Annotated in this window: 15 protein-coding genes; all 15 read left to right on the forward strand. The window is 33.5% G+C overall.

The window, feature by feature from the left end:
* Positions 1–25: 25 nt before the first annotated feature.
* Positions 26–2,380 carry a pLS20_p028 family conjugation system transmembrane protein gene (locus EM808_RS25715; protein ID WP_127742252.1) on the forward strand — a complete coding sequence of 785 codons (2,355 nt, stop codon included), beginning with the start codon at positions 26–28 and terminating at the stop codon, positions 2,378–2,380.
* 13 nt (positions 2,381–2,393) lie between these two features.
* Positions 2,394–2,708 (forward strand): DUF5592 family protein, encoded by a 315-nt coding sequence (locus EM808_RS25720; RefSeq protein WP_127742254.1) that lies wholly within the window; start codon positions 2,394–2,396, stop codon positions 2,706–2,708.
* On the forward strand, positions 2,705–3,334 hold the full coding sequence (locus EM808_RS25725; RefSeq protein ID WP_352308867.1) for a hypothetical protein: 630 nt from the start codon (positions 2,705–2,707) through the stop codon (positions 3,332–3,334). The genes EM808_RS25720 and EM808_RS25725 overlap by 4 nt, the downstream gene beginning before the upstream one ends.
* A gap of 13 nt (positions 3,335–3,347) precedes the next feature.
* Complete coding sequence (locus EM808_RS25730; RefSeq protein ID WP_127742257.1) at positions 3,348–5,261, forward strand: VirB4 family type IV secretion system protein; 1,914 nt, start codon at positions 3,348–3,350, stop codon at positions 5,259–5,261.
* A gap of 1 nt (position 5,262) precedes the next feature.
* Positions 5,263–6,381 (forward strand): bifunctional lytic transglycosylase/C40 family peptidase, encoded by a 1,119-nt coding sequence (locus EM808_RS29720; protein WP_127742259.1) that lies wholly within the window; start codon positions 5,263–5,265, stop codon positions 6,379–6,381.
* Positions 6,382–6,401: 20 nt separating this feature from the next.
* Positions 6,402–7,049, forward strand: coding sequence for a molecular chaperone Skp (locus EM808_RS25740; protein WP_127742261.1), 648 nt, complete (start codon positions 6,402–6,404; stop codon positions 7,047–7,049).
* Between the two features lie 25 nt (positions 7,050–7,074).
* The gene (locus tag EM808_RS25745; protein ID WP_127742263.1) at positions 7,075–7,341 is read left to right on the forward strand and encodes a DUF5513 family protein; all 267 of its coding nucleotides are present in this window, start codon (positions 7,075–7,077) and stop codon (positions 7,339–7,341) included.
* Positions 7,338–8,207 carry a hypothetical protein gene (locus EM808_RS25750; protein WP_127742265.1) on the forward strand — a complete coding sequence of 290 codons (870 nt, stop codon included), beginning with the start codon at positions 7,338–7,340 and terminating at the stop codon, positions 8,205–8,207. The genes EM808_RS25745 and EM808_RS25750 overlap by 4 nt, the downstream gene beginning before the upstream one ends.
* A 210-nt stretch (positions 8,208–8,417) precedes the next feature.
* Positions 8,418–8,726 (forward strand): hypothetical protein, encoded by a 309-nt coding sequence (locus tag EM808_RS25755; RefSeq protein ID WP_127742266.1) that lies wholly within the window; start codon positions 8,418–8,420, stop codon positions 8,724–8,726.
* On the forward strand, positions 8,723–9,166 hold the full coding sequence (locus tag EM808_RS25760; RefSeq protein ID WP_127742268.1) for a hypothetical protein: 444 nt from the start codon (positions 8,723–8,725) through the stop codon (positions 9,164–9,166). The genes EM808_RS25755 and EM808_RS25760 overlap by 4 nt, the downstream gene beginning before the upstream one ends.
* 18 nt (positions 9,167–9,184) lie before the next feature.
* Complete coding sequence (gene mobP2 / locus EM808_RS25765; protein WP_127742270.1) at positions 9,185–10,717, forward strand: MobP2 family relaxase; 1,533 nt, start codon at positions 9,185–9,187, stop codon at positions 10,715–10,717.
* A 98-nt stretch (positions 10,718–10,815) separates the two neighbouring features.
* A complete protein-coding gene (locus tag EM808_RS25770; protein ID WP_127742272.1) occupies positions 10,816–11,046 on the forward strand; it encodes a DUF5511 family protein in 231 nt (76 codons plus the stop codon).
* The gene (locus EM808_RS25775; RefSeq protein ID WP_164849801.1) at positions 11,015–13,162 is read left to right on the forward strand and encodes an ArdC family protein; all 2,148 of its coding nucleotides are present in this window, start codon (positions 11,015–11,017) and stop codon (positions 13,160–13,162) included. The genes EM808_RS25770 and EM808_RS25775 overlap by 32 nt, the downstream gene beginning before the upstream one ends.
* 17 nt (positions 13,163–13,179) lie before the next feature.
* The gene (locus EM808_RS25780) at positions 13,180–13,557 is read left to right on the forward strand and encodes a hypothetical protein (protein ID WP_127742276.1); all 378 of its coding nucleotides are present in this window, start codon (positions 13,180–13,182) and stop codon (positions 13,555–13,557) included.
* A gap of 74 nt (positions 13,558–13,631) precedes the next feature.
* Positions 13,632–13,862: a metal-dependent hydrolase gene (locus tag EM808_RS29300; RefSeq protein WP_235856717.1), complete on the forward strand. Its 231-nt coding sequence runs from the start codon at positions 13,632–13,634 to the stop codon at positions 13,860–13,862.
* The last annotated feature ends 230 nt before the right edge of the window (positions 13,863–14,092 follow it).

Consider the following 14,092-nt stretch of genomic DNA (forward strand, 5'->3'; position numbering starts at 1 on the left):
CTTTTTGTTTTGAAAGGAGCTAATAATGAAGTTACATAAAAAGAAACTACTCTTTGCCTTGGGCTTTTTAAGTATAAGTTTAGCCGTTTGGTTCTTTCCTATAAATGCCTTTGCAATAACTTGGTGGTGGGAAGAAGACACGGAAGACATTGTGAAATTTTTAAAGGGACATTCTGACTGGCTTCAATATGGTTCCTTCTTTCCCTATATGTTACATGCTTTAGGATGGGCATTGATAAAGGGATTGTATTTTATAACGTCCACTTTAGAAGGATTAATACCTGAAACTTTAAGTTTATTAGATTTTTTAAATGATAGTGGATTACAAGGAATATCAAAGGCTATTATGAATGATCTTGTGTTAGTCCTTATGATACTTACCTTAGTATATATAGGATTTAAAACCATAATAGCTAAACAACCTCCTAACTTTAAATCGGTAGGAGTTAATATATTTATCTCATCTTTCTTACTTTTAGGATTACCTACTTTAATGGATGCTTTACAAGATGTTTCTACTCAATTCTATGATGCGACTCAAACAAGTGAAGATGGAGAAAATTCTGGTTTAAGTTGGAATCTAATTAAGGAAAATACAGCTGACTTGGTGTATGTTGCAGAAAATGGTTTCGACTTAATAGAAAATGATGCAGAAGGAACGGAAAAAAATGCTTTAAAACCTAGTATTTTTAAACGCGTTGATATGGCCGAGATTATTACACCAGATTCAATAAGCGATATAGAAGCAGAAGATATGGACGAATTAGAAGCTTTAAAATACACGCTTACTTCAGATGCTTCAGGGGAATATCAGGCATTGGAAATTGATGATGGTTGGTTATCTTTCTTCTCGGATAACTTTGATACCGGATATTTTAGATTTCCGGCTAAATTCCTTCCAATGTTTGTAGGATTGACTGCTTTAGGATTTGCTTATTTCTTCACCATATTTATTTTTGCCACAACGATAATTGAAATTGGAATTAAACGAATTGTAGCCTTATTTGTATTCGCGACTGATTTAGAGTCAGGACAGCGAACTAAACAAGTAGTAATGGATATATGTAACGCCTTTATGCTTATTGGTTTTACCGGTTTAATGTTCCGTTTTTATACGATATTTTTAACTTTCTTAGGATCTTCAGATGTAAATATCTTTATTTATCTAGTATCCATTGTTTCGGCTACATTCATCTTAATTAAAGGATCTAATACGATTATGAAATACTTCGGCATAGATGTTGGATTAAAAGATGGATTTGTACAAATGGCAGGCGCTCTTGGTGTAGCTGCAGGCGCTGCATCCCTAGCAAAAAAAGCAGGTGGGTCAGTTTCTAATATGGCAAGTAAAAAACAAGATAACAATAGCACAAAAGATAAATTAGCAGATGAAGCAAATGAAGATGGTAAATCTGTAAATGATGATTTAAAAGGTCAAAATGGTCCTAAGAAATTAGGCGGTCTTAAAGGTAGTGTTAATAGTGCAGGAAAAGCACTTGGTTACATGAATGAACGTGGCTTAGGTGGAATGGCAGAAGATGCCCTTAAAGGTACTGGTTCAGGTATTTCAGGCGCCGTTAAACAGGGAACTAAGGTCGTTTCTAATGGTGTTCAAGGGGTTAAAGATAGCTTCAGTGAAGGGGCTGTAAGTGGTGCTTTACAAGCGCAAGATAACAAGGATAGATGGAATGGTAGCAATAAAGCTGGTGCTCAAAGCAAACCAAACAGCGAAAATGAGGCTTCACAAGCTACTCAAAACGAAAATAAATCAAATACATTACAAGGAAAAACAGAGCAAAATACAGGCTCGTCAGGAACGCCTAGCGGTAATAGTGTAAATAATGCTTCTACATCTAATAATGGTGATTCACCAACAATGAATGCTTCTAATGGTAAAGGCCGAACAAATGAAGAAATATTAGCTACCATGAAGCTTCAAGAAGCTACTATGCCATCAAAAAGCCAGGATATTGCAGCTAATGTTAAAGCTACTTCAAATGGGGAAATTCCTTCTGGTTCAGGTAAAACTATCAGTCAAGATGTTACAACTTCAGGTCCTACCAACACATCTACAAGACAATCCATTGTCCAGGATGTACAGCAAGGATCAATGGGGCCTAAAACCGATGTAAAACAAAAAGTAGTTCAAGATGTTCAGAGAGCTGCTTCAGGAGCAACGGATACAGTTTCTCAAATGGTAGTTCAAGATGTTCAAAGAGCTGCTTCAGGAGCACCAGATACGGTTTCTCAAAAGGTGGTTCAAGATGTTCAAACTACTTCAACTAAAACAGAAACAATTAATTTCAGTGAACGATTAAATAACTATGAATCAAGAAAAGAAATAAAACCTTCTCGATTTGACTTTATCAATAAAAAATAAGGAATGAAGAAGAATGTATACCAATCCAAAGAGTACCAAACAGGAAATTAAATTATGGGCTTTTTACTTAGTGGATATAGGCATTGTGGTAGGTATGCTCATGATCGCGACATATGTAAAAAAGGTTATACCACTCGGACCAGGAATGACGATGTTTTATTATATATTGTCGGCTGCATTCGGGATGTTCTTATGCGCGAAAACTCCCAGTCATCCCACGGATCGCAACTATAATATTCTCTTCTATCTATTCAAGATGGACCGGAATAAATACCATGCTATAGAGATTAAAGACTTTGGTTTAGAGGAAAGGACGGAAAAACGGTGATGAAAGTAGCTGAAAATAAACAGAAACGTCAAGATACTACGATTCTTGACGTTTTGTTTTCTTCTTTTAAAAGTAATGACTTACCGATTATCGATATTATGCCTTATAAAAGAGTGACAAAAGAAGGCTTCCTTATAGATAAACAGAATGAATACCAAGCTTATTTAAGAGTAAAAACAAATGATTTAGTTTCGATGAACAATTCCGATTTAAACAGAATGATTTCTCAACTAACTAGTATATGCAGAGTATACACAGAGCCTTTTAAAATCCTTTCTATGACTTATTCTACTGAAACATCGAAACAGCAAATGTTTTGGAAGAGTCGAATTAACAAATATCGAAGGGTTTTAATGGCTGACAATGTGCCAGAATCAGAAATGATTAGACACGAAGTAATGCTTCGCCTGGCTGTAGACAATTTAAGAAGAGTAACGTGGGTCGAGGATAATCTAACAGAGCTTACTTTCTTTATTGTCGTGTACGAAAAAAGTCAAAAGGAGTTAGAGCTTCGCGTTAGAGATATGACAAGATTAGGCGGTAAACAGTACGATTTACAGCTTGTAGAAAGAGACAATATAGAGAACATTTTAATTCGTTTAAATAACATGAATACAGAAGTCTAGGGGGAATGAAAACATGAGATTAAAAGAAAAACAGAAAGTAAGTTTAAGAGAAAAGGGTTATGATCTTAATTTCATCTCAAAAATACAGCCAAAAGGCGGTGTACGATTTGGAGAAAAATATATTAACACTGGTGATGCACATATAGGCTGTTTACATGTTTATGAGTTTGCGGAAGATGTTAGTGCTTTATGGTTAGTTAATCTTATGAATATCGAAAATACTATTGCAACCCTAGATCTGGCAACGGCAAACAAGGAAGAAGTTATTAAGGATATCAACCGTTCTATCGGTGAATTAAGAGATCGACAAGATACGGAAAGACGTTCTACGGATCGAGACGATGCCAATTATGAACTACAAAATTTAAGAAGCTTTGCCCAAAGTATTACCCAAGGTGGAGAAGTAGTTAAAGTAGCTCATTGTCGTATTTTCTTCTATGATTTTTCCCTGGAAGAATTAGAAAAAAGAATGAGTGATACCAAAAAAGAATTGAATGGAATGAATCATAAAACAACTATTTATTTATTCCAAAGTAAGCAAGAATGGATGTCTTTATTTACTAGCTATGAACAACAAACCAAGTTTAACGATACAAGACCAGGAAAGCCATTACCTTCTGCTTCTGTAGGGGGAGGAATCCCATTTCACCATGTTTCTTTAAAAGATCCAAGAGGAATTTACTTAGGCCAAACCTCCACAGGTGGGCCTTTTTTGTTAGATCCATTTTATTCAACACAAACAAGACGTTCATTTAATGGATTTGTATTAGGAAAAATGGGATTCGGTAAATCAACACTTATGAAAATGTTAGAAGAAGGACTTGTTGCTAAAAATGCTTTTATTCGTGGATTTGATAAAGCAAGAGATTATTACGAACTAGTAAAGTCGCAAAATGGTAAAATTATTGATCTTTCTAATGGGGGTATTAATCCATTGGAAGTGTTTGCGACTATGACGAATGTACAAGGGGATCAAGTAGATGAGCTAGGCTCTTTTATGCAGCATATCTCGAAAGTAGCTAACATGATTCGTTTCTTAAATCCTCAAATTACTGAGATTGAAGTAACGGAATTTAAAGGGCTTTTAAGATCTTTTTACGTATACAAAGGGCTTTTGTCTCCTGATTATCAAATGAGACCAGAAACCATTAAAATAACGGGTTTAAGACCGGAACAATACCCGATTATGAGTGAATTTAGCCATTATTTAAAAACATCTGTAAAGTACAGCAAGCCAACGCCTGAACGTATCCGAACATTAGAAATGATTCAGATTATGGTAGATGAGATGGTGAATCAGTATGGCCCTTTATTTGATGGACATTCTCGAGTAAGTAACTTTGAAAATGAGCAAATTGTCTTCTTTGATATTGATGGTATTTCTCAATTGGACAAGCCTGTTTTTAACTGTCAACTATTCACAGCATTAACGCTAATTTGGAATCATGCATTAAAAAATGGACGAAAAATAAAGCATTTTTTAGAAGAAGGTAAAGTATCGTATGAAAATCTTCGTTACTTCATGGTCCTATTAGATGAGTGCCATAACATTATTAATTCTAACAATGTTTTTGCCGTTGAATATGTTGTTTCTTTTGAAAGAGAAATGCGTAAATTTAGCGCTGGTGTGTTTTTTGCGACTCAATCACCAAACGAAATTCTTCCTGAAAGTGCAAGTGATAAGAGTGTAGCGATCATTAAAACCGTCTTTGAATTGACTACTTATAAGGTATTTTTAAACTTAGATAACTCGGTAATGGGACGGATGAAAGACGTATTGGGGGATTCTTTAACAGATACCGAGTATTCCATGTTACCGGAATTAAAAATCGGACAGGCTATTATTCAAACGTCTTCCAGTGAATCCTATACCGTCACATTTGATCCAGAACATGACCAATTAGCACGTTTCAAAGGTGGTCAATAAGATGGAGCAAAGTCCGGTTAAAGGCGCTGTTAGTACCGCTAAAGGGTCTGTGAAAACAGTCCGAGTAGTTAAGAAAATATTAGCTCTTTTCAATGTAAAGTTTTTGCTTATAGCTCTGGCTATTCTTCTATTAATAGCTGCAGTTGCTGCAATAGCTGGTACATCAGGAAGTAAGTCCGGTTCCTTTAGTGGATCTACTGGAATGAATCTTTCAGAAGCAACATTACAATGGAAAGAGACAGTGGAAAAGGAAGCAAAAGAACAAGGAGTAGAAGATTTAGTACCTTATATATTAGCTATTATTCAAGTAGAAACAGGGGGAGAAGGCAACGATGTCATGCAATCTTCCGAAAGTACAGGGAACGGTAAAGGAAGCATAACTAATCCAAAAGCAAGCATCAAGCAAGGGGTTAAATACTTAGCAGGAATAAAAGCAAATGCGGAAGCGCTAGGTTTAACTGATCCTTGGGCAATGGTTCAATCTTATAACTTTGGTGGAAATTATGTGACTTATTTAGCTAATCATAAGGAAGAACATTCTACCGATGTTGCAGAAAAATATTCTAAAGATGTAGTAGCTCCTAGTCTTGGAAATACTTTAGGAGCTACCTATTCTTATATCAATGCTGTCTCACAGGCAAAAGGAAAAACGTACTTATATAATAATGGTGGTAACTACTATTACGCTGATTTAGTACGCCAATATGTTGCTTCAGGAAGTGCAGAAATCCCCGTTGGGGACGATGTTTTTAAAACGGTAATGGATGAAGCGATTAAGTATATTGGTTGGTCATATTCTTGGGGTGGATATACGCCTTCGATGGGCTTTGATTGTTCTGGTTTGGTTCAATATGCCTTTGGAAAAGCAGGAATTACCCTTCCACGCGTTGCAACTCAACAATGGGCAGCAACCGAAAAGATAGACATTAAAGATGCAAAACCTGGTGATTTAGTGTTCTTTAAAGGGACGTATGGGACGCCAGATCATATAAGCCATGTAGGAATTTATGTAGATGAAACGCGCATGTATGACTCTAACGGGTCCGGTATTGGCTATCATTATTGGACAGATTCTTATTGGTCCTCCCACTTTGATAGCATCAGAAGAGTTGTTAAATAAGAGATAGGAGCAAAAGAAATATGAACATTAATAAAGCAAAGAAATCAGGAAAAGGGCTATATATTGTAGCCTTTTTTTTAATTCTATCCTTGGTACTGAATGGAGTACTCTATAAAAATCTTTATGCAAAAGAAGCTGTTTCCTCGAATAAATTTAATAAAGAGTTAAAAGAAAAAGAGACCAATATAAAAGTGTTACAAAGCGAAATACAGGGCCTACAAGACGAAATAAAAAGCTTAGATCCACAGGAAAGAAAAGAGCTTTCTAAAACAGAATTAGAGCAACAAGAAGCCTTTAAAACAATAGCGAATGAATTTATAACAGATTATTTAACCTATTCCACTAACACCATAAACGAACGTAGAGAAAAGTTAACACCAATTACTACAGCAGAATTATTAAACCAAGTAGCACCAGAAAGTACAGATAATGATCCTTCTCAATTAAGTTCTGATCCTACTTTTTCCGCAAAAGTAAGTAACGTGATTTTATATATTTCAGGGTTTGATTCTTCTACAGATCAAACAAAAATCATTGGAGATGTGACTTATAAAACACAAGGAACAGAAGGGAAAACAACAGAACATAGCTTGGTAGAAATGGAACTAATTAAAGATAAAAAAGGACAAATAAAAGTTAATAGTTATACCTATTACCCGATTAATTAAAATTTTAAGGATGGAGATATAGTTGATGACCACAATTGATCGATTAACACCAAAACATGATTATTCAGAAGAGAATTGTTATCTTGTCTTTTATCATAATGCGAAACCAACACAGACAATTGAAATCAAAGTAGAGTGGTTTGACTTAAATTACGGAAACAAAGTTGTATGGTTATTAATACGTGAAAAAGCAAATAACCAGGATGAAAAACCAAAATACAGAAACATTAAATTTGAGAATATTGATCCTAATGTACGAATTGTGAAACGAAGAAAGGAGAAAGTCATTTGAAGGAAAAACTACTAGAAATCAGAAAAAAAGCCATTCAATTTAGAAAGAAACTGAAGCTAAGTTTAACACAATTATACTTAACGTGCTTTGGAGTTTTTGTGGCAACATTCTTATTCATCTTTATTTCTCCTATGATCTTTGGCGGCAATTACTCTTATGCAGAAGCGAAAGTGAATGAAGATTATCCTATAAATAACGGTGTTGAATTGGCCCTAACAAAGAAAGAATATAATCCTGAAAAGCAGTTTATGCGATTGGATTTTTCTATTGAAAAAAGCAATTCAAACAGTAATTTATCTAACATCGAGTATCAAATATCCAGTCAATATATAAAAGATCGTAAGCAATTAGATGTAGAAGTAACAAAAGTAAATGATAATTATGTTGTAGCAATCATAAAGGGAATACCGGAAGGTTATTCTGTCTTATCTACAACGATTAAACCGGAATACGTTCACCCTGAAATAGAAAAAGTGGATGATTTAAATGATCGTGAAGTAAAAATTTATATCAATGAAAACAGAAAAATAGAAAACAATGAGCTGAAAATAGGTACAGAAAAGCAGTATCAAATAGAGTATATAAGCTATCAACAAAAAGAGATTGAACAGCAAATAGAAGAAAGTAAAAAGGAAATTAGCAAAAATAATTTAGCTATTGAAGAAGTAAATAAGACGATTGAAAAACTAGAAAATGAAATGTCTTATCAAACGGAATCGGAGAAATTTACAACACAAAAAGATGTGAATAGTAATAAAACAAAGATTCAGCAATTTGAAGAAAAAATAGATTTATCTAATCAAAATATTGATGAATTAAACGAAAAGATGAAGCTATTAGAAGAGAAAAAAGCAGCAATCAATTAAAAAAACAACTATATCTCTAGAGATATTTCGGTATATCGCCACTATATCTACGGTATATCTCGACCATATCTCTACTAAAAAAAGTGATATCAGCAATTATAATTAGAAACCTAATAGGCACAGCCTATTTAACACTTTTTTTAAAAAGTGATATCAGGTTTCCTTATGCTCTTTACTAAAAAGAGGTTCTTAAAAGAAAGGGGTACTTAAATGGATATTTTAATTAGGGATATTGATCCTTCTTATATAAAAGAAATTGATAAGAGAAGTGAAGAGTTAACAGAAAAGTTAGGAAGGAATTTTAGTAGAAATGAATATATAAAAATGTTAATTCAAAATGATTGTGAATTACGCTTAACAAAATTAAAAGAAGATAAATTTGACCATGTAGTCGATAATTTGGTTACCACTTTAAGTAGACAAGAAAAGACTTTGCAAAACTTTATTAATAGTAATAACCGTCTTTTTCATATGCTTGCAACCGGAATTGATTTAGATGAAGGAGCGGAAAAATTATGAGTAATGAATATATAGGTAAGTACATTCGATTTACTCCAACTACGATAGATATAATGGATGAATTAATTCAAAATAATCCTGGAATTAAGAACTATGCAGAAGCAGTTCGATACGCTTTACTTTTTTTATCTACTAATCAAAACGATGAAAGCAAAGAAGAGGTTCTAACAAGAAAATTAAATGCAATGAGTAAGAATATTGATCTCCTTACAGAAATGATTGCTGGTGGATTTCATGAACAAGGCGTTAAAGCAATTAACAATATAGATGAAACATATATATACCAAGATGCAAAAAGAAATGTGGAAAATAAAATTCAAAGATCCACAACTATTAAGACTAATGTAAAAAGATCTAATATGATAACTTCAGAACCAATTGCAGAAGAAAAAAAGGAAATAAAGCAGGAAAAACCTAAAGCATTTAATTGGTCTATATAACTAGAAAGAAGGGGTAAGATGGTAAAACCAAGTGTGATATTAACTTCTCAATTTACAACACCAACAGCAAAAAGCTTTTCTACGTATGTAAATTATATGACTAGGAAAGAAGCATTGTTAGGAAGTGAAAAGAGTTTAACAGAAGCAGAAGAAAAGGAATTATCCAGGATTCAAAATGTCATTCGTAGATATGATATGGAACAAGGGAATGCGTACTTATTAGGAAATAAAGAAGAGGATCTTTCCGAAAAAGAATTAGAAGCCAATACGATATTAAAAACAAAAAATGAATTTCAAAGTGAAACAGACTTTAGTAAGTATTTCTCTTATATGAGTCGGCAGTATGCATTAGAAAAGAAAAAGAAGTTATCTCTTGATGAGGAAAAAGAATTGGAAGTAATAAAATATTCTATTTCTAACTTGCCGAATCAAAATTTAATAAGTGAAGCAAAAACACCTTCATTAGAAATAAAAGAAGGTGTTTTTTCAATTGATAATACCTTAACTACAAAAGATCTAGAACAAGTACATGACACTATTAAGAAGGCACAAAATAATGGGTCTGTTTTTTATCAAGATGTCATTAGTTTTGATAATGACTTTCTAATAAAAGAGAAATTGCTCAATCCAAAAACAAATGAATTAGATGAAAAGAAAATTCAATATGCTAGTAGAAAGATGATGGATAGTATGTTTAAAGATGAAAAAATAGAGTCCGGTTACTGGTTTGCTTCTATTCATCGAAACACAAAACATATTCATATTCATTACGGCACAGTGGAGCTTCAAAACACAAGGGAATTAATGACGGTAGAAGAAGATGGTGTTTCTTACTTAGCTCCTAAAGGCAAACGAAAACAAAAGACAATTGATAATATGAAAAGCACTTTTGCGAATGCCTTAATAGATCGTACGGCCGAACTTTCCAGGATTTCCGAATTGAGAAATACACTAGTTGATGAGATTAAACAAACGTATGCAGAAGATAAGGAATACCTCGAACAAGTAAAGATATTAAAAGACATATATAGTGTGCTGCCGGCAAATAAAAAACATTGGCAATATGGGAGCAAACATGTGACAAATCAAACTAGAAATAAAATTGATTACGTCACAGAATACTTAATGAGAAGTAACCCTCATTACAAAGAGTACTTAGAAAAAACAGAAGAAGAAAGTAGCTATAGAAAAGAGTTGTTTGGTGATACTCAAAGAGCTGACAAGGATTATGGATGGAATAAAAAGAAAGACATTCAAAAGAGGTTAGGAAACGCCTTATTAGCTCAAATGAAAAAACAATCAACGGATTCTGAAGTAATGAAAAGGAATTATCTAGATAATCCTTATTCAAAAAAAACCAATCAAGAAAGTAGCTATAAAGAGAAAACAAATTATAAAAAAGGCAGCTATAAAAAGCCCTTAATAAGTCGAAAAACCATGCACCAATTAGAACGGGCAGTAAATGATGATTATGCAAAGTACAGAGCAGAAAAAGAACATGAACAAGTGCAACAAAGAATTGCCCGGGAACAGGAAAGAAATGAATTTTAGTTATTAGTCTTTTATTCCTTAAAGGAGGTGAAAGGTATGCTTTCTAATCTATTTAAAAAGGAGAAAAAACTAAATAAAATGCTAGGAGGAAAAGGAACATGTTAGAAATGGAAAACGATTATTCAGTTGGAGAACTATTCATGATTGAGGAAATCGATGCAGAATCAAACAAATTGATTCTAGCTAACTATGTATTTAATAAAAGAAAAGAAGTAAGTGTATCCGATGAAAGGATTGCATTCTACGCGAACCAATTTGATCAGGCAGTAGAAAATAATTTATTCCTTTTTGTTGAGTATGATGAAAGAAGAGGTGTTATCGTTGGCTAATCCAAAGTATAACCGTAAAACAAGTGAAGAAAGAAAACAAGAAATTCAAGCTATCTCCGAAAAAGCATTACAGCAAATTGAAAAGTACACAAAATCAGTTGAAGACGTTTTAGAATATGCTGACTTTATGTCTCGTTTTCATTCCTATTCAGCGAATAATTTAGCACTTATCCAGCAGCAATTTGAAGGCGCTGAAGCAGTTGCAAGCTTTAAAGATTGGAAGGATAAAGGCTATTCTGTACAAAATGGTGAGAAGGGAATACAAATATTAAGTTATGCGCCTGTTACTCTATTTAAAGATGCTAATGGAGAAATGAAACAACTTTTACAGGCCACACAACAAGAAAAGAAAATGATTAAAGACGGTCAGATCCCAACAAGAAAAATTGCTAATTTTAAAGTTGGTCATGTATTTGATATATCCCAAACCAATGCACCAATTGAAGATTTACCGAAAATCTTCCCGAATAAACAGTTTAATTTTCAAATAGAGGAAGGTAGAAATACCGAGCATTTAAGAAAAGGAATAGAAGCTGTCTCTAAAGAATTAAAGATTGATATAAGAGATATGCGACTATCTGAATTAGGTGTAACAGAATTAGGAGTTTCCAAAGGGGCCTTTGTTCAAGGGAAAGATGGAAAAGAAATTGTCATGAATAGTCGTAACACCGAAACCCAAGCATTAGCAACTTCTATTCATGAATTGGCTCATGCGAAGCTGCACATTAAGGGTGGAGAATATGACAATATGGAAAGAGCTACAAAGGAATTTCAAGCAGAATTAACCTCCTATATTGTGTGTAAACATTTTGGAATGGATACATCCGAAAAGGCTATTCCGTATATCGCAACATGGACGCAAAACGGAGAAAAGATTGAAGATAAACAAAAGGCATTGGAAGGTGTTCATAAAACGGCTAAAGAGTTTATTGAGATTATGGATACTGTCATTTCAGAGGAAAAGGAAAAAGAAATGCAGGTAGCAAATGAACAAGAAGTGAAGCCGCAATTTAACGATAGACAATTACATTATATGAGTAACATTTTGATAGCAGATGAAGCTTCCCTTAGAAAAAATATAAATATTGATCCTTGGTCAGAAAATTTTTATGAAAACCTATCTAATGGAACAGTTGAACGTACACAAGCTGTAGAAAAACATTTAAACCAGGATGAAATAAACCAAGTTATGCAGGAAGTCAATGTATACCGGAATGAAATTGATGCGAAAGAAGAATTAACCTCAACTAACTTATATGATTTGGTACGTGGTAAAGACATTCCTAAATTTAAAGAGTTGAAAGATCAAATTAAAGATTGGCAAGAAGATAGTAAAGATATCAACCCTATACCTGGTATCGAAGAACAAATTTTCCGAGATAAATTAGAATATGACAGGATTGATACTACTTATTATAAAGATGATAATGACCGGAAAGCCCTAACAAAGTTACAGACTAGGATTGAACTGAACAGTATAAAAGTACAAGAAAGCGAATTGGCAAATGCAACTAATGGTGAATATTCAAAGATTGCAGATCAAGAGATAAAGCAGGAAGAAGTAAAATGTGAACTGACAGGAAAAGCAATTCCAGATGATAATATATATTTTAAAACGCATGATGGAAAGTCCCTTTCTGAAGAGGTGAAAATGCTAATGTATACAGATGAGGAATGGACAAAATCAACGAGAAATGGTAATTACCAGTCCTTTAACTTTTATAGCATTCACTTATCAAATAGTGAAATGACAAGTATGGAACCTGAACCGAGAATAGATAATAAAAATGTATACTACTTTTATGATGGTCAATCAAAACCTGTAAAGTTAGGAACAGTATCAGATATTGTTTCTAATGCTCAAAATCAGGAATCGATTGACCATTTTTCTTTGGATAAAGAATTTATTCGAGATCTAGCTTTTTCTAAAAATGAACCGAAAGAAGATTTTAACGAAAAAATGCAGAAACATAATGTCCTTAAAAACCCTAAGCTAAAGGATTTTCAACAAGTAAATGAACGCTTAGGACTAGGGAAAGACCACAACTTATTAGATATTAAAAATGAAGCTGGCAGAAAGGCACAAATGGCTTTAAGAATGGGTATGCAAAGGTAGGAGGAGTAATAAATCTTATGAAAACAAAGCATATGAAGGCTTTAATTCTAACTCGTGAAATAAATGTACCTGATTATTTAATTCAAAAAGTAAGTGATAATAACTTCTTAATCCATCGTGAATTAGAAGCTAATGAGCTGCATTATTACGAAAATGAAAAGGATCGCATTTTAGACTATAAAGGACAAAAATTTCTTGTGAGTATTAATTCCTTTGATTCTTTAGAGGAAGCAGAAAAGGCCATCTTAGAATATTGGTCCGTTATCAAAATGATGGATATAAAAGTTAGAAGCAAAACTAATAAGTTGTTGTCTAACGGATCTACTCATTTGAAAGGAGTTCTAACGCATGGAATTTCAAAATCAGCTAGAAATACTGTTAGAAAATCATCTTAATAATATTCGGATTGATAAGGAGCTGCTTTAAGTAAAAGTGGCTCTTTCTTTTATCTTATTAAAAGAGAAGCAAAATGCAGTATAAAACACATCTTTCCACTTCTTTAGTCGTTGCCTTTGGTGCAGTATTTCCAGATATAGATGAGCCGTATTCCTGGATTGGAAGCCGAACAAGGGGAATTTCTGATCTCATAAAAGGATTTTTTGGTCATAGGGGCCTAACGCATTCTCTAATGGGCCTATTTATCGTTTTTGTAACAATGATCCTAATAATGTGGTTAGCCTTACGCCTTTTAGCCCTATAATCGGCCTCAACCTAGGATACCTTTTACATTTAGTTGGAGATAGCTTTAGTAAATGAGGGGTTAAATGGTTATTACCCTTTTTGGACAAAGCTTTTCATTCTGGTTTGGGTGTTGTGTATTACAAAACAGGTTTTCTTGAAGAACGAATTATTTTTATCGTAAGTACGTTGCTTTTGGTTGCCCAAGTAAGAGCGCTCAACTTTGAAAGCCTATTTAATTTAAACATTGTA

This window comes from Niallia taxi (assembly GCF_004005475.1).
Lineage (GTDB): Bacteria > Bacillota > Bacilli > Bacillales > Cytobacillaceae > Niallia > Niallia taxi.

Coding starts and splice junctions, on each gene's coding strand:
- EM808_RS25715 (WP_127742252.1), top strand. CDS start 26: ATGAAGTTACATAAAAAGAAACTACTCTTTGCCTTGGGCTTTTTAAGT.
- EM808_RS25720 (WP_127742254.1), top strand. CDS start 2,394: ATGTATACCAATCCAAAGAGTACCAAACAGGAAATTAAATTATGGGCT.
- EM808_RS25730 (WP_127742257.1), top strand. CDS start 3,348: ATGAGATTAAAAGAAAAACAGAAAGTAAGTTTAAGAGAAAAGGGTTAT.
- EM808_RS29720 (WP_127742259.1), top strand. CDS start 5,263: ATGGAGCAAAGTCCGGTTAAAGGCGCTGTTAGTACCGCTAAAGGGTCT.
- EM808_RS25740 (WP_127742261.1), top strand. CDS start 6,402: ATGAACATTAATAAAGCAAAGAAATCAGGAAAAGGGCTATATATTGTA.
- EM808_RS25745 (WP_127742263.1), top strand. CDS start 7,075: ATGACCACAATTGATCGATTAACACCAAAACATGATTATTCAGAAGAG.
- EM808_RS25755 (WP_127742266.1), top strand. CDS start 8,418: ATGGATATTTTAATTAGGGATATTGATCCTTCTTATATAAAAGAAATT.
- EM808_RS25760 (WP_127742268.1), top strand. CDS start 8,723: ATGAGTAATGAATATATAGGTAAGTACATTCGATTTACTCCAACTACG.
- mobP2 (WP_127742270.1), top strand. CDS start 9,185: ATGGTAAAACCAAGTGTGATATTAACTTCTCAATTTACAACACCAACA.
- EM808_RS25770 (WP_127742272.1), top strand. CDS start 10,816: ATGTTAGAAATGGAAAACGATTATTCAGTTGGAGAACTATTCATGATT.
- EM808_RS25775 (WP_164849801.1), top strand. CDS start 11,015: ATGATGAAAGAAGAGGTGTTATCGTTGGCTAATCCAAAGTATAACCGT.
- EM808_RS25780 (WP_127742276.1), top strand. CDS start 13,180: ATGAAAACAAAGCATATGAAGGCTTTAATTCTAACTCGTGAAATAAAT.
- EM808_RS29300 (WP_235856717.1), top strand. CDS start 13,632: ATGCAGTATAAAACACATCTTTCCACTTCTTTAGTCGTTGCCTTTGGT.